Source organism: Paraliomyxa miuraensis (assembly GCF_026337845.1).
In the GTDB taxonomy this organism is placed as follows: Bacteria; Myxococcota_A; Polyangia; order Nannocystales; family Nannocystaceae; genus Paraliomyxa; species Paraliomyxa miuraensis.
On record NZ_JAOVZF010000162.1, the window covers coordinates 292,530 to 316,659 of the forward strand.

Sequence of the window (24,130 nt, forward strand, 5' to 3'; positions counted from 1 at the left end):
GAGACCATGAGCACGCCACCGCGGAAACCGACCGAGGCCGGGGCACACGACGACGGCCGGTCCGAGGACGAGCGCGGGAACGCTCTCTCCTCCCTGCACGAGCTCCGCACCACGATCCTCTCGCATCTCGCGGCGCGCGTGGGTCGGGAGGCTGCGACCCTCGATCCGAGCGAGCGCTTCGTGCATCTGGGGCTCGACTCGATCGCCGCGACTGCCATGCTCGAGGCGCTCGGTCGAGCGCTCGGGCGCACGCTGTTGCCGACCCTGGCATGGGAGCACCCGACGCCCGAGGCGCTCGCGCGTCACCTGGCCGGGATGAGCTTCGACGAGACCGCGGCGACGAGGCGCTCGAAGGCAGAGGAGCCCATCGTGCTCGTCGGCATGGCCTGCCGGTTCCCCGGGGCAGAGAGCCTCGAGGCCTACTGGCAGCTCCTTCGTGGAGGCGTGGATGCGATCGGCGAGGTGCCCGAGGAGCGCTGGGAGGCCGACGCCTTCTACGACCCGGATCCCGCTGCGCCCGGCATGATGAACACTCGATGGGGCGGATTCTTGACCGACATCGCGGGGTTCGATCCTGGCTTCTTCGGGATCTCGCCGCGCGAGGCCAAGCAGATGGATCCGCAGCAGCGGCTGGCCCTGGAGCTGGCCTGGGAGGCGCTCGAGGACGCCGGGATCGCACCCGAACGCCTTCGAGGCAGCCGCTGCGGGGTGTTCTTCGGCGCGATGTGGTCGGACTACGAGCGGCTGATCGCGGGCTCGGCGGAGGCGATCGTCCAGCACACGGCGACGGGACAGAACCTGAGCATCGTGCCGGCGCGAGTGTCCCATGCCCTGGGGCTGATGGGACCGAGCATGGTCGTCAACACGGCCTGCTCGTCTTCGCTGGTGGCCGTGCACCTGGCCGCCCATAGTCTGCGGCGCGGGGAGTCGGATCTGTGCGTGGTCGGTGGCGTCAACCTGATGATCTCGCCGGAGAGCTCGATCGCCATGTCGAAGTTCGGAGGGCTGTCCCCGGACGGCCGCTCCAAGGCATTCGACGCGCGTGCCAACGGTTACGTTCGCGGCGAGGGGGGCGGTGTCGTGGTGCTCGAGCGGCTCTCGGATGCGCTCGCCCGTCGAGACCGGATCTACTGCGTGCTGCGCGGTAGCGCGGTCAACAATGATGGCTTCAGCAATGGCCTGACGGCACCGAACCCGCAGGCGCAACGGGAGCTGCTGTGGGACGCCTGTGCCAACGCGGGCGTCGAGCCCAGTGAGATCCAGTTCGTCGAGGCGCATGGCACGGGCACCATGCTCGGCGATCCGATCGAGGCGGGAGCCCTGGGTGCGGTGCTGGGGAAGGATCGACCGGTCGAGCGGGCGCTCCGGGTGGGCTCGGTCAAGACGAACATCGGACACCTCGAGTCCGCGGCTGGGGTGGCCGGGCTCATCAAGGTGGCGCTCTCCATGCAGAAGGGCGAGCTGCCGGCGAGCCTCCACTTCGAAACGCCCAACCCACACATCCCGTTCGATGCGCTCAAGCTCCAGGTCCAGACGGAGTGCACGCCCTGGAAGGGCGAGCAGGGACGTCTGCTCGCGGGCGTCAGCTCCTTCGGGTTCGGCGGGACCAACTGTCATCTCGTGCTCGAGGGCCACGATCGCTCCCGGTCCGAGCGCGTGGTCTTCGTGTTCGGCGGCCATGGCTCGCAGTGGCGTGGAATGGGCCGCGCACTGCTCGCGGCCGAGCCCGCAGCACGCGAGGCGCTCCTGCGCTGCGACGAGGCGCTGCGTGCCCACGTCGAGTGGTCGCTGATCGATCGCCTCGAGCGTGGCGATGACGTGCTGTTCGACCGGACCGAATTCGTGCAGCCGGCGATCTTCGCGATGCAGGTCGCGCTGGCGGCGGCATGGGGCGCCAGGGGGATCGTGCCCGCGGCGGTGGTCGGCCAGAGCATCGGTGAGGTTGCGGCGGCGCACGTGGCAGGAGCGCTGAGCCTGGACGATGCGGCGCGGGTGATCTGCCACAGCAGCGCTCTCATCGCGCGCTCGGCCTCGGGCCGAGGTGGGACGGCGATGGTCGGGCTCCCGGTGGCCGCCATGGATGAATTGCTCGCGGACTTCGGCGATCGGCTCTCGATTGCGGGGACCAGCGCGCCGCAAATGACGATCGTGGCCGGCGAGGCGCAGGGGCTGGAGGACCTCTTGGCGGTGGTGCGCGAGCGCGGTGTGTTCGGTCGACGCGTTCGCATGGACTATGCGTCCCACTCGCCTCACATCGATGCGTTGCTGCCCGAGTTCCTGCGGGCCCTCGATGGGGTCGAGGCACGGGATTGCCCGATCGACTTCCACTCCACGGTCACGGGCACCCGGCTCGAGGGGCACTCGCTCGATGCAGCCTACTGGGCTCGCAACCTCCGCGAGCCGGTGCAGCTGGCGTCCACGCTGGAGCGGCTCGCGGCGGAGGGCTTTGCGGTGTTCGTGGAGGTCGATCCGCATCCGGTGCTCGCGCGACCGATCGAGCAGTGCGCAGCCGCGGCGGGAACGAGCGCGAAGGTCGTCAGCTCCGCGCTGCGTGACGAGAGCGAGCCGGAGCGCCTGCGCGATGCGAGGTGCGAGCTGTTCGCGGCCGGGGTGTCCGGGCCCATCAGGTCGGCCTCCGATTCCTCGCCACCGCTGGTCCCGTTCGTGCTCTCTGCCAAGAGCGCGCAGGCCCTCGATGCGCAAGCCGAGCGCTTGGCGGCCCATCTCGAACGGAACTCGGAGGGATCGCTTCGCGAGCTCGCATGGTCGCTCGCGACCACACGCGATGCGATGACGCACCGCCTCGCGTTCCCCGCGAGCTCCAAGGAGGAACTGGTGCGCACGCTCGGTCGCGTGGCACGGGGAGATTCCCCGGTCCACGGGGAGCGTGCCCGTGCGGGCGTCACCCGTCCGCGCGTGGCATTCGTGTTCACGGGCCAGGGGGCACAAACCCCGGGGATGGGCCGAGCGCTGCATGGGACCTGGCCGGTCTTCCGCGAGGCCTTCGAGCGCTGTCTCGGGCTGTTCGAACGCGCGCTCGATCGGCCCCTGCGTTCGGTGATGTGGGCCGAGCCGGACAGCCCGGAGGCCGCGCTGCTCGACCAGACGGCGTATACGCAGCCAGCGCTGTTCGTGCTGGAGTACGCCCTGGCGGCGCTGTGGCAGTCGTGGGGGGTACGGCCGGATCTCGTCCTCGGGCACAGCATCGGCGAGCTGGTGGCGGCCTGCGTCGCGGGGGTCTTCTCGCTCGAGGAGGGGGTTGCCCTGGTGGCGGCACGCGGCCGGCTCATGCAGGCCCTCCCACCGGGGGGAGCCATGGCCTCGATCGCCGCGTCGGAGTCGGAGGTGGCGGCTGCGGTGGCCAGGCACGCCACGGCGCTGTCCATCGCGTCGATCAACGGACCCGAGCAGGTGGTCATCTCCGGTGCGGGGCAGGTCGTCGAGTCGGTGGCGGCGAGCTTTGCCGCGCGCGGCGTACGGACCAGGGCACTGCGGGTCTCCCATGCCTTCCACTCTCCATTGATGGATCCGATGCTCGAGGCCTTTGCCCGAGAGGCGGCCTCGATCGACTACCGCCGCCCGTCGATCCCCCTGGTGAGCAACCTGAGCGGGGCGCTGGCGGACGCCGAGCTCGGCTCGGCCGAGTACTGGGTCCGTCACGTGCGCGGTGCGGTGCGCTTTGCCGATGGCGCCGCGGCGTTGCACGCGGCGGGGGTCGAGGTGTTCGTGGAGCTGGGTCCCCGCGCGACCCTGCTGGGGCTCCTGCCCTCGTGCCTCCCCGATCAGCCGGAGCTTGCCCTGTACGCTTCGATGGAGCGCGAGCGCGAGGAGCCACGCAGCATGCTCGCCGCGCTTTGCGGGGTGTGGAGCCGCGGCGCGTACGTCGACTGGGGCGAGGTGTTCGGAGGCGGCACCCGCCGCGTGCCCCTGCCCACGTATGCGTGGCAGCGTACGCGCTACTGGCTCGACCGTCCGCCCTCGAAGCGCCGCACCGCCATCGATGCCAGCGCAGACTGGTTCTACCGGCTGGAGTGGCCCGAGCACGCCCGATGTGCGACGGCAGACAGCCCGCCGCGGCGCCCGGGGCCGTGGCTGGTCCTGGGCGGTGTCCGGGGAACGAGCGCGCTCGTCCGCCAAGCACTGATCCAGCGGGGATGCGAGCACGTCGTGGTGGAGGACCCGGCACGGCTCGCCGACGCGCTGACGCGTCGAGCCCAGTGGCAGGGCATCGTGTACCTGGGGGGCCTGGACGCGGTGGTGGATGCAGGGGCCAGCGCGACCGCGGTCGGTGAGACCACCCATCGCGTGCTCGCCCCGTTGCTCGCGTTGGCCCGAGCGCTGGGCATGGCCGAGGACCCGCCTCCCCTGTGGATCGTGACGCAGGGAGCCTGCGCGGTCGACCACGAGGCGGCCGACGTACGGCCGGTGCAGACCGCCCTGTGGGGCATGGGGCGGGTGTTTGCGCTCGAGCATCCCGAGGCGTGGGGCGGGCTGGTGGATCTCGATCCGCAGGGCGACCCGGAGGCATCGAGTGAGGCGAGCGAGTTCGAATCGCTCGTGGACGAGCTGCTCGCGCCGGGGGACGAGGATCAGCTCGCGTTCCGCGGCGGGCGCCGCCATGCGGCACGCCTGGTGCGAGCCTTGGGGGACGGGGATGCCGCGACCCCGTCGATCGTGGCGGAGGGTCGCTACCTGGTGACCGGAGGGCTCGGAGCGCTCGGCTCGAAGCTGGCAGAGTGGCTGGTCGAGCGAGGCGCACGGCACCTGCTGCTCACCAGTCGTCGCGGTCTGTCCACCCCGGGGGCCCGTGAAGCGATCGCGTCGCTCGAGGCACGGGGTGTTCGGGTCGAGGTTGCCGCGATCGATGTCGCCGACGAGGAGGCAATGGAGGCGCTCGTGTCAGGCGTCGAGCCGCCGATCCGCGGCGTGATCCATGCAGCAGGCATCGAGTGGCTGGGCCCGCTCGCGCAGACCGACGAGACGACGCTGGCGCAGGTGCTCCGTCCCAAGGTCGTGGGCGGGTGGGCGCTCCATCGGTCGCTGGCGAGGCAGCCCCTGGACTTCTTCGTGTGTTTCTCCTCGGGCGCGGGGGTCTGGGGAGGAACGCACCGCGGCGCCTACGCGGCGGCCAACGCCTTCCTGGATGGTCTGGCGCACCATCGGCGTGCGCAGGCTCGACCCGCGCTGAGCATCGCATGGGGCATGTGGGCACAGGGCGGCATGGGGGGAGCGGATGGCCTGGCGCGACTGCGGGAGCTCGGCGTCTTGGCGATGCCCACCGCACCCGCGCTGTTGGCGATGGAACACCTGCTCGGCGTGGGGGCCACGCAGCGCACGGTCGCTCGCATGGACTGGGAGCGCTTTGCCCCGATCTACACCGCGCGTGCACGCCGGAAGCTCCTCGCGGCGCTGGTGAGTACCGCGCCGGAGCCGGCCTCGGACGAGCCCCCACCTGCGTCCGGGCGCTGGCACGGGCAATCGGCCGAGGATCTCCGCCCGCACCTGATCGCTTCGGTGCGCGAGATCGTGGCCGAGGTGCTGGGCATGGACGATCCGGGTGCCGTCGATGCCACCCGCGGCTTTGCGGCTCAGGGCCTCGACTCGCTGATGGCGGTGCAGCTCCGCAGTCGCCTGCAACGAGCGCTGGGCCTCACGCTCTCGACCACGGTCGCCTTCGATCATCCGACGGTGGAGAGGCTGGTCGAGCACGTCCTGACGGAGGTCCTCGCGCTCGAGGGAGGAGGCCGCGCGCAAGGTCTTCGAAGGGGCTTGCAGGACGAGCCGATCGCCATCATCGGCATGTCGTGCCGGTTCCCGGGCGGCGTCGAGGATCCGCAGGCGTACTGGCAGCTCCTGGCGCAAGAGGAGATCGTGATCGACGAGGTCCCCTCGAGCCGATGGCGGGCGGAGGACTACTACGATCCGGACCCAGGGGCGAAGGGGCGGACCTATGTGACGCGAGGGGGCTTCCTTCGCGAGATCGAAGGCTTCGAGCCGGCCTTCTTCCACATCTCGCCTCGCGAGGCGGAGACCATCGATCCGCAGCAACGGCTCATGCTGGAGCTGAGCTGGGAGGCCCTCGAGCGCGCCGGCCAGGATCCGAGGCTGCTGCGCGACAGCGCCACCGGAGTGTTCGTGGGGGTCGGGCCCAACGAGTATGCGGAGCGGCTCGCGGGCAGCCTCGATCCCGCGAGCGGACAGTACCGTGCGACGGGGTCTCCCCTGAGCTTCACGGCGGGGCGGGTCTCGTTCGCGCTGGGGTTGCACGGGCCGAGCCTCGCGGTCGACACGGCCTGCTCTTCGTCGCTCGTGGCGCTGCATCTGGCCTGCCAGAGCCTGCGTCAGGGGGAGTGCGAGCGCGCGATCGCGGGCGGCGTCAACGTGCTGCTGTCGCCGCGTTCGTTCATCGCGATGTCGGAGATCCACGCGCTGTCCGGGGACGGTCGCTGCAAGACCTTCTCCGCCGAGGCAGACGGCTACGGGCGCGCCGAGGGGTGTGGCGTGGTGGTGCTCAAGCGGCTTGGCGATGCGCAGCGCGACGGGGACCGCGTGCTCGCGCTGATCCGCGGCACCGCCGTCAACCACGATGGGCCGAGCAGCGGGCTCACGGTGCCCAACGGGCCGGCCCAGCAAGCCCTGCTCCGCGACGCGCTCGCTCAGGCCGACATCGCACCCTCGGAGATCGACTTCGTCGAGTGCCACGGGACGGGAACCGCCCTCGGCGATCCGATCGAGGTCCAGGCCCTCGCCGCGGTCTATGGCGAGGGTCGTCCCTCGGATCGACCGCTCGTCCTGGGTGCCGCAAAGGCCAACCTCGGCCACCTCGAGCCGGCGGCCGGAATCGCCGGCCTGCTCAAGCTGGTGCTGATGTTCGAACGGGAGCAGATCCCGGCGCAGCCGGCCCTGGGAGAGCTCAACCCGCACCTGGACTGGGACGCGCTACCGGTGACGGTGCCCCGCGAGCGGCTGGCCTGGCCGCGACGGGAGGAACGACCGCGACGGGGGGCGGTGAGCGGCTTCGGGCTGAGCGGGACCAACGCGCACGTGGTGCTGGAGGAGGCACCCGTCGCGACGCCGACACCGTCGGCCCCACGACGCGCCGCCGAGCTGTTCGTGCTCTCGGCGAGGACCGAGGCGGGGCTCGACGCCCAGGCCCAGCGACTGCGCGAACACCTGGGGGCCGAGCCGGAGCTCGAGCCGGGCGATCTGGCCTACTCGCTGGCCACCACGCGTGCCGTGATGGACCACCGGCTGGCGATCGCGGCCGAGTCCGTGGATGCGCTGTGCGTCGCGCTCGAGGATGCCGCACGGGGGTCGATTCCTGCCGGCGGAACGCGGGCCCGTGCGGCCAAGGACGCGATGCCCGGGGTCGTGTTCGTGTTTCCGGGGCAGGGCTCGCAGTGGGCGGGCATGGGGCTCGAGCTGCTCGAGCACGAGACCGCCTTCCGCGAGGCGATGGTCGTCTGTGACGCTGCCATCCGGGCGGAGGCCGGGTTCTCGGTGATCGAGGAACTCGGCCGCCCCGAGCCCGGCTCCCGGCTCGACGAGATCGACGTCGTCCAGCCGGTGCTCTTTGCCTTCGAGGTCGCCCTGACCGCGCTATGGCGCTCGTGGGGAGTGGAGCCGGCGGTGGTGGTCGGCCACAGCATGGGGGAGGTTGCGGCGGCGCACGTAGCCGGCGCGCTGACGCTCGAGGATGCGGTGGCGATCATCTGCCGGCGCAGCCGACTGCTGCGAACGGTGAGCGGTCGCGGGGCGATGGCCCTGGTCGAGCTGCCCCACGTCGATGCCCAGCGGGCGCTCGCCGGCTACGAGCAGCGGCTGAGCATCGCGGTGAGCAATGGTCCGCGCTCCACGGTCATCGCCGGCGATACGGCGGCGCTCGAGGAGCTGCTCGAGCGCCTCGAGCGCGAGGGCACGTTCTGTCGGCGGGTGAAGGTCGACGTCGCCTCGCACAGCCCGCAGATGGACCCCTTGCGGGAGGAGCTGCTCGAGCGGCTCGGCGGGCTGCGACCGCGGCGTGCGAGCCTGCGCATGCGCTCGACGGTCCGCGGGACCTGGATCGAGGGCGAAGAGCTGTCCGGGGCGTACTGGGCGGACAACCTGCGCGAGCCGGTCCGCTTCGGAGAGGCGATCGGGGCGCTCGTCGAGGGGAACCATCGGCTCTTCCTCGAGATGAGCCCCCATCCGATCTTGGTGCCCTCGGTCCAGGAGAACCTGCGCGTGGGTGAGCACGAGGGGGTCGCGCTGGGCTCGCTGCGACGAGGACGCGAGGAGCTGCTCACCCTGCTCGAGTCCCTGGGCACGCTGTGGGCACAGGGCCACCCCCTCGACTGGGCACGGCGGTTTCCGGCGGGCGGCCGTCGCCTGATGCTGCCCACCTATGCGTGGCAGCGCGAGCGCTGCTGGATCGAGGCGACCCCCGAAGTCACCTCGGGCCTCCAAGCCCACCCGCACCGGGGAGGTCACCCGCTGCTGGGGGTGGCCTGCTCTCCCTCGACCCACCCGAGTCTGCGAATCTGGGAGACCTCGCTCGATCTCCAGCGCCTGACCTGGTTGCAGGACCACCGGGTTCAGGGGGCCGTGGTCCTGCCCGGCACTGCTCATGTGGAGATGGCGCTGTCGGCAGGAGCCGAGAGCTTCGCGGACGCGCACTGGCGGGTCACCGAGCTGGTGTTCGTCGAGGCGCTGGCCTTCGTGGAGGGCGTGGCGCCCACCGTTCAGGTCGTCCTCACCGAAGAAGGGCCCGGCCACGTCCGCTTCCAGATCTCGAGCCTCGTGGCGGGCGCTCAGGGCAGCTCGTGGCGTCCTCACGCCCGCGGCGCGCTTCGGCATGTGCTCCGCGACGAAGCCAGCGAGCCGCGTCCGCCCGACGCCCTCGAGGGTCTTCGGGCTCGCCTCGGCCAGGCCCTGTCCGCCGCCGAGATCTACGCCGAGCTGGCCGCCATCGGGCTCGACTACGGGCCTGCGTTCCAGGGGATCGTCGAGCTTTGGCGAGGTGGTGGAGAGTCGCTCGGGTGCGTGCGGCTGCCCCAGGCGGCCGGTGGCGCGAGCCCCTACCTCGTGCACCCGGCCCTCCTGGATGCGTGCTTCCAGGTCATGGCCGGGGCCCTCGTCGACGACGGCGGCTCCGGGCCATGGATCCCGGTTCACGTCGACGCAATCCATCTCCAAGGGCCCCTCCCCGATGAGGTTTGGTGCCATGCGAGGATCCTGGAGGGGCCAGCGGGGGTTCGGGGCCGCGCCGATCTGCGTCGCGCCGACCTACGGTTGATGCGGAGCACGGGGGAGGTGCTCGCCGAGATCTCGGGGCTGGAGTTGCAGCGGCTGGCGGACTCCCAGCCGCGACGCGAGGAGGACGACTGGTTCCTCGCGCTCGACTGGGAGCAGGCCCGCACGCCCGCGGCGAAGCTCGACACCGGGCGCTGGCTGGTGATCGGCAACGGCGGAGGGCTGGGCGCCTCGCTGGTCAGGACGCTGCAGCGTGCCGGTCATGCGGTGGTCCACGCCTTGCCCACGGCGCTCGGCGAGTCACCGGTCCGGACGGTCGACGACGGCAGCGTCGCGGGCTTCCGCGCGCTCTTGAACGACGCGTTCGACCAGGGACCCCCGACCGCCGTGGTGCACCTGGGGAGCCTGGACGGGCAGCACGCCGACGCCGGCCGCTCGCTCACGCCGGAGGGCGTCGAGGAGGCCCTACGAAGGGGCTGCGACAGCGTGCTGTTCACGGTGCAGGCGCTGGTCACGGCAGGCCTGCGCGATACCCCCCGGCTGTGGCTGGTCACGCGCGGCGCCCAGGCCATCGCCGAGGGTCCCGTCGATCCCGGCCAGGCTCCGCTCGTCGGCCTGGGGAGGGTGATCGCGCTCGAGCATGCGGAGCTGCGCTGCAGCCTCGTCGATCTCCCGCTGGTCGACGCCGTCGAGCCGGCCGACGACGACGCAGCGATGGAGTCGCTGGTAGCTGAATTGTTGGCCGACGATGCCGAGCAAGAGATTGCCCTGCGCCACGGTGCTCGCTACGTCGCACGCCTCGCGCACCAACCCCCGACCCCCCGGGCACGCCCCGAGCGGATCGAGCCCGCGGGGGATCGCCCCTACCGACTCGAGATCGACCAGCCCGGTGTCCTCGAGCGCCTCGCGCTGCGCCCGGCCTCGAGGCGAGACCCGGGGCCCGAGGAGGTCGAGATCGCGGTGGAGGCGACAGGGCTCAATTTCCTCGATGTCCTGCTGGCGCTGGGCGTGATGCCCGACGACCTCCCGGGCGAGCCCGGGGCGCCCATGCTCCTGGGCGCCGAGTGTGCAGGCCACATCGTCGCCAAGGGCGAAGGCGTGGAGGAATTCAGCCTGGGGCAGCCCGTGCTCGCCCTGGCGCGGGGCTCGATGGGCTCCCATGTCACGGTGCCCACCACGCTGGTCGTGCCTCGCCCCGCGGAGCTATCGCCGATCCACGCGGCCGCCATGCCGATCACCTACCTCACGGCCTGGTATGCGCTCGACGGAGTCGCCCGCCTGCAGCCCGGCGAGCGCGTGCTGATCCACTCCGCGACCGGAGGGGTGGGTCTTGCGGCCATCCAGTGGGCGCAGCACTGCGACGCGGAGATCCATGCGACCGCGGGCTCCGCCGACAAGCGCGACCATCTTCGCTCGCTGGGGATCACCCACGTCAGCGACTCTCGCTCCGATCGATTCGTCGACGACGTGCTCGAGTGGAGCGGCGGACGGGGCGTCGACGTGGTGCTCAACTCGCTCTCGGGCGAGCTCATCGAGAAGAGTTTCGGGCTGCTGCGGGCCCACGGCCGCTTCGTCGAGCTCGGCAAGCGCGACTACTACGCCGACCGTCCGCTCGGGCTCAAGCCGTTCTTGCGCAACCTCTCGTTCTCGCTGGTGGATCTGCGCGGGATGATGGTCGAGCGCCCCGCCATGGTCCGCGAGCTTCTCGAAGAGCTCGTCTCGCTGATCACCGCCGGGGTGTTCCAGCCGCCCCCCGTCACGACCTTCCCGATCTCGCGCGCCGCCGATGCCTTCCACCACATGGCCCAGGCCCGGCACATCGGGAAGATCGTGCTGACCATGGGCGACGGCGAGGTCTCCGTGCGAGAGCCGGCGACGGCCCTGCGCCCGATCCGTGAGGACGGCAGCTATCTCGTCACCGGGGGCCTGGGAGGGCTCGGTCTGAGCGTGGCCCGCCACCTCGCCGAGCGGGGGGCCGGTCACCTGGTGCTCCTGGGGCGCTCCGGAGCGAGCACACCCGAGCAGCGCGAAGCGGTGGCCTCACTCGAGGCTCACGGCACGTCGGTCACCGTCGCAGCGGCGGACGTTGCCGATCGCACGGCGCTCGAGCGGGCGCTCCAGTCTGCCCTGCACCAAAGGCCCCCGTTGCGTGGCGTGATCCATGCGGCCGGCCTGCTCGACGACGCCATGCTGCCGCAGCAGGATCCAAGGCGCTTCCGTGCGGTGATGGCTCCCAAGGTCCTGGGCGCGCTGCACCTGCACACCCTGACCCGAGCGATGCCGCTCGACATGTTCGTGATGTACTCCGCGGCGGCGGGGCTCTTGGGCTCTCCCGGGCAATCGAACTATGCCGCCGCCAACTGCTTCCTCGACGCGCTCGCGCACCATCGGGTCGCGCAGGGACTGCCCGCGCTGAGCATCGACTGGGGAGCCTTCGCCGAGGTGGGGCTGGCCGCCGCGCAGGCCAACCGTGGCGCCCGGCTGGTCTCCCGCGGGATGCGGAGCCTCTCACCCCGCGAGGGGCTCACTGCCCTCGATCGCTTGCTCGAGCACGGGCCCGCGCAGGTCGGGGTCGTGCCCCTCGATGTTCGGCAGTGGATCGAGTTCTACCCGGCCGCAGCCGCCTCTCCCATGCTCGCGCGGCTCGTCAGCGCCCACGGTCAGGGCGCGGCCCGGACCACCGGAGATCGAGACGTGCTCGCGAGGCTCGCCGCCGCCGAGCCGAGGGCCCGCGGCGCGCTCCTCGAGCAGATCCTGCGTGCACAGGCCTCCCAGGTGCTGCGGATTCCCGAGGGCGAGCTCGACGTGAGCGCACCGCTCACCAGCCTGGGTCTCGACTCGCTCATGGGCCTCGAGCTGCGCAACCGGATCGAAGCAACCCTCGGGCTCACCGTGCCGGCAACGCTGCTGTGGACCTACCCCACCGTCAGCGCGCTTGCCATGCACCTTGCCCAGCACGACGCACCGGCCGCTGCCCCCGTGACGACCAACGCGGCAAGCGAGCCATCGCGTGACCCGGCGGCGGAGATCGATCAGATGTCCGACGACGAACTGACACGCCTCATCGCTGAGGAATTCGACGCATTGACATGAGCGACCCTACGGCTACCAAGAAGGATCACGCCCTCAAGCAGGCCGCAATCGTCATCCGAACGCTGAAGGATCGGATCTCGCACCTCGAACGGGATGCATCGCGCGCCTCCGAGCCGATCGCCATCGTGGGCATCGGCTGCCGCTTCCCCGGCGGAGCCGACGGCCCCGCTGCCTTTTGGCGGTTGCTCGACGAGGGCCGGGACGCCGTTACTGCGACCGACGCTCGCTGGGCGAGGATCGGCGCTCGCCCGGCCGAGGGCGTGCCGCGGTGGGCGGGTCTGCTCACCGAGCCAATCGATCGCTTCGACCCCGCCTTCTTCGGGATCTCGCCGCGGGAAGCTGTCACGATGGATCCGCAGCAGCGTCTGCTGCTCGAGGTGCTGTGGGAGGCGCTCGAGGACGCCGGCGTCCCTCCCCCCACCCTCGACAAGAGCCGCACCGGGGTGTTCATCGGCGCCAGCGTCGTGGACTACGCCGACACCATCGCCCACGAGCCGGCGGCCGACAAGGATGCCTACAGCGTCACCGGCACCATGCTCAGCATCGCGGCGGGGCGCCTGTCCTATACCCTGGGCCTGCAGGGCCCCTGCATGGCCGTCGACACGGCTTGTTCTTCGTCGCTGGTCGCGGCCCATCTCGCCTGCCAGAGCCTCCGACGGGGCGAGACCGATCTGGCGCTCGTCGGCGGCGTCAACCTCCTGCTCTCGAGCGAGACCATGGAAGGTCTGGCGCGCACCCAGGCGCTCTCCCCCGACGGTCGCTGCCGGGCCTTCGATGCGGCGGCCAACGGCTTCGTCCGCGGGGAGGGCTGCGGGTTCGTCGTGCTCGCGCGGTGCTCGGACGCACGGCGCGCGGGCCACCGGATCTGGGCCCAGATCCGTGGCTCTGCGGTCAACCAAGACGGCCGCTCGACCGGGCTCACCGCGCCCAACGTGCTCGCGCAACAGGCCCTGCTCCGCGATGCGCTCCGGGATGCCGGCGTCGAGGCCCGCGAAATCGATTTCGTGGAGACCCACGGCACCGGGACCTCGCTCGGCGATCCCATCGAGTTCGAAGCCTTGCGCGGGGCGATCGGCGCGTTCAGGCCGGAGGGGAATCCGTGCGTGCTGGGGGCGCTCAAGACCAACATCGGCCACCTCGAGGCCGCCGCGGGGGTGGCGGGGCTCATCAAGACCGCGCTCGCGCTCGCGCACGAGCGGATCCCCCAAAACCTCAACTTTCGCCGCCTCAACCCTCGCATCCGGCAAGAGGGGACCGCGCTCGCCCTGGCCACGACGCCGCGGCCCTGGCCCCGCACCGAGCACCCCCGGGTCGCCGGGGTCAGCTCCTTCGGGCTCAGCGGCACCAACGCGCACATCGTGCTGGAAGAGGCCCCCCCGACCGAGCCCGGGCCGACCGCGGCCGACCGCGGGGCCGAGTTGTTCGTGCTCTCCGGGAAGACGGAGGCGGCCGTCGATGCGCAGGCCATGCGGCTGCACGAGCACCTGCGCGCGCATCCACTGCTTGCCGGCAGTGCGGTTGCCCATAGCCTCGCCACGACGCGCGCCGCCTTCGAGCATCGGCTGGCGATCGCGGCCCGCTCGCGCGAAGAACTGCTCGGGGCGCTGGCCGAGGCCGCGTCGCGACGCGGCGCGGAGGGGGTCGTCCACGGGCAGGTGCGCCCGTCGAAGGAAGCGCTGGCGTTCCTCTTCACGGGTCAGGGGTCTCAAACGTTGGGCATGGGGCGCGGCCTCCATGCGGCCTGGCCCGCCTTCGCCGAGGCGTTCGATCGATGCGCCGCGCTGTTCGACGCCGAGCTCGACCGACCGCTACGCGAGGTGATCTGGGCGGAGCCGGGGAGCCATGCGTCGACGCTCCTCGATCGCACGGGCCATGCCCAGCCGGCGCTCTTCACCCTGGAGTATGCGCTCTACATGCTCTGGCGCTCGTGGGGGATCGAGCCGGGCTTCGTCGCTGGCCACAGCATCGGCGAGCTGGTGGCTGCGCACGTGGCAGGCGTGTTCTCCCTGGAGGACGCGGTCCGCCTGGTCGCAGCCCGAGGGCGGCTGATGCAGGCGCTGCCCTCGGGAGGCGCGATGGTCTCGATCGCGGCCTCCGAAGCGGAGGTCTCGTCCGCGATCGGCCCCCATGCCGCCCGGCTCTCGATCGCCGCGATCAACGGTCCCGCGCAGGTCGTCGTCTCGGGTGAGGCCGCCGCGGTGCAGGAGGTCGTGGATGGGTTCGCCGCACGTGGCGTGCGGACCAAGGCGCTCCGGGTCTCCCACGCCTTCCACTCACCGGCCATGGATCCGATGCTCGAGGACTTTCGCCGCGTGGCGAGATCGGTGCGCTACGATCCCCCCGCGATCCCGCTGGTCAGCAACCTTCGGGGCGCGATCGACCCGCATGCACCCGCGTCGGCCGACTACTGGGTCGAGCACGTCCGCGAGGCCGTGCGCTTCTGCGATGGGATCGTGGCCATGCACGAGGCCGGGGTGGACACCTTCGTCGAGCTGGGGCCGAGGGCGACCTTGCTGGGGCTGGTGCCCGGCTGCCTGCCCGAGGCGCAGCCATCGCTGCACCCGTCGCTGCGCAGCGGTCGGGACGAGGCGCAGACCATCCTGACCGCGCTCGGGGAGCTGTGGAGCCGCGGCTGCACTGTCGACTGGGCTGGCCTGTTCCCCCAGGGAGGCCGTCGCGTCGCGCTGCCTACCTATGCCTGGCAGTGGGGGCAGTTCTGGGTCGAGCCCGAGCGCGCCCACGCCTCGCTGGGAGAAGCCGGCAGCTGGCCGCTCGCGGGCCTGCGGATTCCGACTCCCGGTGTAGAGGCGCATCACGTGCTGCGCGTTGGGCCTCACCACCAGCCCTACCTCGACGACCACGTCATCTTCGGCCGGCTGGTGGTTCCCGGCGCCTTCCACCTGACGGTCGCGCTGGCCGTTGCGTCGGAGCGCTGGCCGGATCAGCCGCTCGAGCTGAGCGCGGTGGAATTCGTGCAGGCCCTGGTCGTCGAGCCGGACGGCGAGGCCGAGCTCCATGTTCTGATCCAAGCGCGATCCGAGTCCGAGGACCACGGGTTCGAACTGTCTTCCTGTGCGGCGACCGACGGTCGCTGGACCGTCCACGTGCGCGGGCGGGTGCGGCCATCGACGGCGGAGCCGAGCCTGGCCTCCCCGGCCGAGCTGGACGCTCGGGCGCGCCGGGAGATCGATCTCGAGGGGTTCCTGGCGAAGCTGAGCGCCCAGCACATCGACTGGGGACCAAAGTGGCGATGGATGGAGCGCGCCCACGTGGGTGGCGAGGTCGCGATCGCCGAGCTGTCGGCTCCGGGCTCGGCCGCCCGCTCGGCGCCGCTGCACCCGTGCTTGCTCGACAACGGCTTCGGGGCCACCACGCTCTGGTCCGTCGAGCGTGAGCCGAACGATGATGTTCCCCAGCTCCCCTTTGCCGTGGAGCGCCTGCGATGGTGGCGTGCACCCACGGGGAGGGGGCGCTGCGGCACGATCGCGCGGCTTGCCCAGGGAACGGACCAGAGCTCGGTCAGCGACCTCGTCCTCTGGGACGAGACGGGCACGGTGGTGGCCGAGGTGGAGGGCTTCGTGAGCCGCCGGGCGCCGCGCTCGACCTTCCTTCGCGGGGACTCGCAGGCGAGCGCCGACGCCTTCTACCGGATCGACTGGCAGGAGGCGCGCGAGGGAACGGACGGAGAGGTCGCTCCGCTCCCGGGCCGCTGGATCGTGGTGGCCGAGGCGGGCTCGAGTCGAGCGGCGCGGCTCGCCACCGCGCTGGAGCGCTGTGTCCAAGTCGAGCCCGAGCAGCTCGAGGCCGCGCTGGCCCGCCACGACGAGCCCGCCGGGGTGGTGTGCCTGTGGGACGCCCGAAGCACGGAGACCGTCCCGCAGACGGCCCTCCGGGTCGCGAGCGAGGGGCTCTCGATCATCGCAGCGCTGCGCGAGCACCCCGGGACCGCCAGCCGCACGTGGTGGGTCACCTCCGCTGCAGTGGACACGGGAGGGGAGGCGCTCACCTCGGCCGCCACCGCCTCGACGTGGGGCTTGGGCCGGACGGTGAGACGAGAGCACCCCGAGCTCGGCCTCGTGCTCGTCGATCTCGCTGCGGAGACCAGCATCGACGCGCTCCTTCGCGAGCTGTCGCGCACGGACGGGGAGGATCAGGTCGCACTGCGCGGCGAACGGCGGCTGCTCGCGAGGTTGGTCCGAGCCGCCACGCCCCCGGCGACCGATTCCGCGATGCCGATCCGTGGTGCGGTGCTCATCACTGGTGGGCTGGGGTCGCTCGGCCTGCAGGTGGCGCGCTGGCTGGCCGAGCGAGGCGCCTCCGAGCTGGTGCTGGTGAGTCGCCGTGCGGCCGGAACCGCCGAGGTCGAGGCCATCGCATCGCTGCAAGCCCTCGGGGCTCGGGTGGAGATCGCATCGGTCGATGTAGCCGACCGCCGTGCGCTCGCGGCCCTCGTTCATGCGCACTCCGGCGAGCGCCCGCTGCGGGGGATCGTCCACGCGGCGGGCGTGCTCGATGATGGGATCCTGGCCGAGCAGAGCGCCGCCCGCTTCACCCAGGTGTTCTCGCCCAAGGTGGATGGCGCCTGGAACCTGCACGAGCTGACGGCCGCGCTCGAGCTCGACTTCTTCGTGCTGTTCTCCTCTTCGGCTGGGCTCCTGGGCTCGGCTGGCCAGAGCAACTATGCGGCAGCCAACACCTTCCTGGATGCGCTGGCTGCCCAGCGGCGAGGACGGGGGCTGCCCGCGCAGAGCCTGGCCTGGGGTCCGTGGTCCACGAGCGGCATGGCCGCCGAACTCGCCGAGGTCCAGCGCGCACGCATGGCACGACTCGGGTTGCGCACGCTCGAGCCCGACCGAGCCCTGTTCCTGCTCGAGCGCGCGCTCTCTCGATCGGAGCGCCTGCTCGCGCCCATGAGCCTCGATCTCGAGGCCGTCTCGCGACAGCAGGGCACGCCGGCGTCTCCCTTGTGGCGAGCCCTGCTGGAGTCTCCCTCGGTCCGCGCCACGAGGTCGGCGGGCTCGGGGTCGTGGGCCGATCGGCTCGTGCGCCTGCCCGCCGAGCAGCGCGAGGTCGAGCTGCGCGCTGGGGTCCAGGAGGAGGTCGCTCGAGTGCTCGCCATGGGCAGCCCCAAGGACGTGCCGGTCGATCGTCCCCTGATGGATCTGGGGCTCGACTCCCTGATGGCCGTCGAGCTGCGCAACGCGCTGGCTCGGCGCATAGGTGCCTCCCTGCCCGCCACGCTCGCCTTCGATCACCCCACCGTCGTCGCGCTCGCCGAGCGGCTCTCTCGAGAGCTTCCAGACTCGAGCCCGGCCGTCGTCGAGGCCCCCTCCCGCCGCCCGGTGGTCGAGGTGAGCGACGACGACGACGCGATCGCGATCATCGGTATCGGTTGTCGCTTCGCGGGCGGGATCACCGATCCAGAGGGCTTCTGGCGCCTGCTGCAGGACGGTCGAGATGCGATCACCGAGGTACCGGCGGAGCGCTGGGACATCGACGCCCTCTACGATCCAGATCCCGACGCGCCGGGGAAGATGACGACCCGCTGGGGCGGCTTCCTGCCCGATCTCGATCGCTTCGAGCCCGAGTTCTTCGGCATCGCCCCGAGGGCGGCGCCGAGCATCGATCCCCAGCAGCGGCTGCTGCTGGAGACGACCTGGGAGGCGCTCGAGCGGGCCGGGAAGACGCCGGAGCAGCTCATGGGGAGCTCGACCGGGGTCTACATGGGGCTCTGCAGCAACGACTATCAGCAGCGGGCGACCTCGCGCATCGAGGCGATCGACGCCTACTCGCTGCTGGGGACCTCGCACAGCGCGATGGTGGGGCGCCTGTCCTATTGGCTGGGCCTCCACGGCCCCAACATGCCCATCGACACGGCTTGCTCGTCCTCATTGGTCGCCGTGCACCTGGCCTGCCAGGCCCTCCGCGCCAAAGAGTGCTCCTTGGCGATCGCCGGGGGTGCCAACGTGATGCTGTCGCCCGAGGTCACCGTGTACTTCAGCCGTCTCCGTGCGATGTCGCCCAGTGGTCGTTGCCGGACCTTCTCCGACGATGCAGACGGCTACGTGCGGAGTGAAGGCTGCGGCGTGGTGGTGCTCGAGCGCCTCTCCGACGCGCGTCGGAACGGCGCCCCGATCGTGGCCATCATCCGGGGATCCGCGGTCAACCAAGACGGTCAGAGCAGTGGGCTGACCGCGCCCAACGGCCCGGCCCAGGAGGCGGTGATCCGCCAGGCGCTCGCACGGGCCCGCGTCGCGCCGGCCCATGTGGGCTACGTGGAGGCCCACGGCACGGGGACCCCCCTCGGCGATCCGATCGAGGTCCAGGCGCTCGCGGCCACGCTCGGGGAGGGTCGCGCCGCCGACGAGCCCGTGGTGGTCGGCTCGGTCAAGTCCAACATCGGGCACGCCGAGGGGGCCGCTGGGATCGCGGGTCTCATCAAGGCCGTGCTCTGCTTGCAGCACGGCCAGATCCCCAAGAGCCTGCACTTCTCGGCGCCCAATCGTCACATCGCGTGGGCCGAGCTGCCCGTGCGGGTCGCCTCGGAGCCCATGCCCTTCCCGCTCTCGAAGTCGGGGAGACGGATCGCGGGGGTGAGTTCGTTCGGGTTCAGCGGGACGAACGCACACGTGGTGCTGGAGCAGGCGCCCCCGGTGGACGACGGCCCCTCGGCGCCGGAGCGCCCCGCCGAGCTCGTCCGGCTCACGGCCAAGACGGAGACCGCCCTCCACGCGCAGGCCGGTCGCCTGCTGGACCACTTGCGCGCGCACCCAGAGCTCGCGCTCGGTGATCTGGCCCATGGCTTCGCCACGACTCGGGTCGCGATGGAGGAGCGCCTGGCCATCACGGCGACCTCGCGCGAGTCGCTGATGGCCGCCCTCGAGGACGCCGCGCGGGGCCGAAGCCCACACGGTGCGGCGCGGGGTCGCGCGGGGGCTCCGGATCGGCTGGCCTTCCTGTTCACGGGCCAGGGGGCCCAGACGCTGGGCATGGGTCTCGAGCTCCACGCCACGTGGCCCGCCTTTCGCGAGGCGTTCGACCGCGCGGTGGAGCGGCTCGATCGCCAGCTCGACCAGTCGCTGCGGGCGATCATGTGGGCCGAGCCGGGGAGCGAGCAGGCAAAGTGGCTCGATCGGACGGCCCATACCCAGCCCGCCCTCTTTGCCTTCGAGTATGCGCTCTACGCCCTATGGCGCTCGTGGGGCGTGGAGCCGGATTTCCTCGCCGGACACAGCGTCGGGGAGATCGTCGCCGCCTGCGTGGCTGGGGTCTTCTCCCTCGACGACGCCGCCCGCTTCATCGTAGCGCGCGGCCGTCTGATGCAGGCCCTCCCCGAAGGCGGCGGGATGATGGCCGTCGCCGCCACCGAGGCCGAGGCGCTCGAGGTCATCGCGCCGCATGCTGCCCAACTCTCGATCGCGGCGGTCAACGGACCCGAGCAGGTCGTCCTCAGCGGCGCCCTCGAGGCCCTGGAGTCGGCCGCGGCCGTCTTCGAGTCCCGCCAGGTACGCACCAGGGCGCTCCGGGTCTCCCACGCCTTTCACTCGCCCTTGATGGATCCGGCGCTCGCCGAGCTACGGCGCGTCGCCGAGTCGATCGACTACCAGCGACCGACCATCCCGCTCGTCGGCGCTCTGCACGGTCGCCTCGTGGAGCATGAGCCGTGCACCGCGGAGTACTGGGTACGGCACGCGCGCGAGCCCGTGCGCTTCGCCGATACCATCGCGGCCCTGCACCAGGCACGGGTCACCACGTTCATGGAGCTGGGACCCATGGCGACCCTGCTCGGCATGGTCCCCGAGGTGCTGCCTCACGCCGACGTCACGCTCCACGCCTCCGTTCGCCACGGTCACGGCGAGACCCATAGCGCGCTCGAGGCCCTCGGTGGCCTCTGGTCCTGCGGCACCGACCTCGACGAGGCGGGCGTCTTCCCGCACGGCGGACGTCGTGTCCCGCTGCCCACCTACCCCTGGCAGCGCGAGCGCTACTGGCTCGACGTACCCGCGGTCGATGCTCGCCTCGTGCACGGGGCGCCGCGCGAGGCCGGCCATCCGCTGCTCGGAGACGCCAGGGTCCCCGCCAATGAGGCTCGCGTGCGGATCTGGGAGACCTCCCTCGCGCTGTCGCGGTTGCCGTGGCTCGCGGACCATCGGGTCCGCGGAGAGGTCGTCTTCCCCGGCGCGGGTTACCTCGAAATCGCGCTCGCGGCGGGGGAGCAGGCGCTCGGGGCGGGCCCAATCGAGGCTCACGCGGTCACCTTCGTCGAGCCGCTTGCGCTCGGCGAGGACGACGTGGTCGAGCTGCAGGTCGTCACCATGGAAGAGGCGCCGAACAACCTGCGCGTTCAGATCGCGAGCCGTCCCGCTGGCTCTGGTGACGACGCGTGGACCGTGCACGCACGCGGCAAGCTCCGCCGCCGCGACGGCGACCAGCCGCCGCGGCTGGACACCGTCGCGGTGTGCGAGCGCCTCGGCGATCCTCTCCAGCACGAGGAGATCTACGCCACCCTCGAGCGCGGAGGGCTCGAGTACGGCCCGGCCTTCCGCGGGCTGCTGCAATCACGCCGAGCGCCGGGAGAAGCGCTGGGGCGCGTCCGTCTCCCCGAGGCTGCCGGCAGCGCGGCTGCCCATGGGATCCACCCCGCGCTCCTCGATGCGTGCTTCCACGTGATGGCGGGTGCGTTCCCCGACGCCAGCGCGAGCACCTGGCTTCCCGTCGAGGTCGGCTCGATTCGGTTGTTTCGTCGCCCGGTCGGGGAGGTGCAGTGCCATGTGCACGACGCCCACGAGCACACCGGGGCGCAGGGCCACCGTCGGACCGCCGAGTTGACGATCGTCGACGGCGAGGGGGTGCTCGTCGCCCAGATCAGCGGCTTCGTCGCGCAGCGGATCCAGATCCAGAGCGACCAACCCGAGCGCTGGTTTCTCGAGCCCACCTGGGAGCGGGCCGAGCCGCCCGCGCCCACGATCGAAGCCGGCCGATTCCTACTGCTGGGAGACCCCTCGGGGGTGGGCGCCGAGCTACGCATGGCCCTCGAGCGCGCGGGTCATGCCGTCGTCCACGCAACGTCGGCCGTGGACGGCCCGGCTTCGCCGGGCTGCGTGACCTTCGATGATCGCTCCGCGGACGGCGTGCGCACCCTGCTGGCGCAGGCCTTCGAAGGCGAGCCGCCGCACGCGGTAGTCCACCTGCGGAGCCTCGAGGGACGAGCCTCCGCGCTCGACCCCGGGTCGACGAAGGCCGCGCTCGTCCGCGGTCCGCATGGCGTGCTGCATGCGGCCCAGGCCCTCGTCAGCATGGATGCCTCGGATCCACCCCGCCTGTGGGTGGTGACCCGGGCGGCCCAGGTGACCGGCGGCGCAGTCCCGGTCGCGGTCGAGCAGGCCCCCTTGCTCGGGCTTGCCCGGACGATCATGGCCGAGCAACCAGAGCTTCGCTGCACCAGCATCGATCTCGATCCGACGCCCTCGAGCGCCGACGCAACCGCACTGCGGATCGAGCTCCTCGGCGACGACCCCGAGCTCGAGGTGCGATGGCGTGCAGGGGCGCGCTCGGTGGCACGGATCGTCCACCGTGCGCCCGCGACCGCGCCGCCCGAGTGGATCGAGCCCGCCGCGGGCCGGGCCTTCCGGCTGGAGATCGACACCCCCGGCGTGCTCGACGGGCTCGTCCTCCGCCACGTCGAGCGGCGACCGCCGGGTCCAGGCGAGGTGGAAATCGCCGTCGAGGCGGCGGCCCTCAACTTCATCGACGTCATGAAGGCCATGGGCATCTACCCCGATCCGCAGGGGGCGACTGCCCTGGGTGGGGAGTGTGCGGGTCGCATCGTGGGTCTCGGGCAGGGGGTCGAGGGGCTCGCGCTTGGGCAATCGGTCGTCGCGATGGCCCCCTCGAGTTTCGGTAGCCACGTCATCGCCCCCATCCACGGGGTAGTCCCGCGCCCCGAGGCACTCGGTGTGGAGCAGGCCGCAGCCGTTCCCGCCGCCTACATGACCGCGTGGTATGCCCTGGTGCACCTCGCGCGCGTCCGGGCCGGAGAGCGCGTGCTCATCCACTCCGCCACGGGGGGCACGGGCTTGGCCGCCGTGCAGGTCGCCCGCCACCTCGGCGCCGAGGTCTTCGCCACCGCGGGCACCGAGGACAAGCGGGCGTGGCTCCGGGCGCAGGGCATCGCCCACGCCATGGACTCGCGCTCGCTCGACTTCGCCGAGCAGACCCTCGAGGCCACCGGTGGGGAGGGGGTCGACGTCGTGCTCAACTCCCTCTCCGGAGCGGCCATCGAGGCCAGCCTCGCCACCCTCGCCCCCGACGGCCGCTTCGTCGAGATCGGCAAGACCGACATCTACGCCGATCGAGCGCTGGGGCTCGCGTGCTTCAAGAAGAGCCTCTCCTTGATCGCCGTCGATCTCGCGGGCTTCGCCGTGCGCCGTCCCGAGCGACTCGCCGCCCTGATGCGCGAGGTGATGGAGCTGTTCGCTGCCAAGACGCTCGTGCCCCCCATGGTGGAGTGCTTCCCCGCCGAGCGGGCCGCCGACGCCTACCGCAAGATGGCCCAGGCCAAGCACATGGGGAAGCTCGTACTCACCTTCGGGGACGAAGAGACCCCGATCCACGTGCGCCCACCCCCGCGCGTGGAGTTCCGCGCCGATCGAAGCTACCTCGTGACCGGCGGCCTGGGGGGCCTGGGCACGAGCGTCGCGGGCTGGCTCGCCGACCGTGGCGCTGGGCACATCGTGCTCATGAGCCGATCGGGTGCCAACAGTGAGGCGCGGCGCGACGCCGTCCAAGCGATCGAGGCCAGAGGCGCGCGCGTGATCGTCGAGCAAGCCGACGTCGCCTCCCCCTCCGAGCTCGCGCAGGTGCTCGACCGGATCGCCACGTCGGTCGCTCCGCTCGCCGGGGTCGTGCACACCGCCGGAATCCTCGACGATGGCCTCTTGCTCGATCAAACTCCCGCGCGCCTGGACGCCGTCATGGCGCCGAAGATCCAGGGCGCCCTGAACCTGCATGCACAAACCCAGGGGCTCGTCCTCGACCTGTTCGTGCTCTACGGCTCGGTCGCCGGGCTGATCGGCTCGCGCGGCCAGGCGGGTTATGCCGCGGCCAACGCCTTCCTCGATGCCCTGGCCCATCACCGTCGGGCGCTTGGGCTTGCCGCGCTCAGCATCGACTGGGGGGCGTTCTCCGAGGTCGGCATGGCGGCCGAGCAAGGCCGTGGCGTACGCCTCGCCTCGCGCGGCCTGGGCAGCCTGACCCCCGCTCAGGGGCTGCTCGCGCTCGAGCACCTGCTCGATCACGACGCCACCCAGGCCGCCGTGATCCCGCTCGATGTGCGGGCCTGGTCCGAGTCCGACCCGACGGTTACGTCGATGCCGCAGTTGTCCGCGCTATGGGCCGATCAGGCGCCCGGCCAGGGGCTCGAGACCGAGCAGGAGGATCTGCGCCGCCGGCTCGCCAGGGCCGCGCCGGGCGACCGGCGGCGGATCGTCGGCGATCTCCTGCGCCAGATCGCGTCGCACGTGCTGCGGATTCCGGGCGAGAGGATCGACATGGACGCACCGCTCACCAGCATCGGCTTCGACTCCCTGGTGGGCCTCGAGCTCAAGCAGCGGCTCAAGCGAGAAACCACAGTCAACCTACCCGTCGCTCGGCTGCTCCACGATGGCAGCCTCGCGAGGATCGCCGAGCACGTGCTCGAGCAACTACCAGAACTCTCCGCGCTCCCCACCGAAGCGGAGGACGAGGAAGCGCACGAGTGGCTGGAGCTCGAGCTGTGACACCGTGTCGGGTCGAAGGTCCGATGCGG

2 protein-coding genes are annotated in these 24,130 nt (G+C 71.6%); both read left to right on the forward strand.

Features of this window, described 5'->3' with window-relative positions; genetic code table 11:
• The first annotated feature begins 6 nt into the window (after window positions 1-6).
• Entirely contained in the window at window positions 7-12,324 is a 12,318-nt protein-coding gene (locus OEB96_RS38855; RefSeq protein ID WP_266221956.1) for a type I polyketide synthase, read from the forward strand.
• Window positions 12,321-24,101, forward strand: a complete 11,781-nt coding sequence (locus OEB96_RS38860) for a type I polyketide synthase (protein WP_266221957.1) — start codon at window positions 12,321-12,323, stop codon at window positions 24,099-24,101. Before OEB96_RS38855 ends, OEB96_RS38860 begins: the two co-directional genes overlap by 4 nt.
• The last annotated feature ends 29 nt before the right edge of the window (window positions 24,102-24,130 follow it).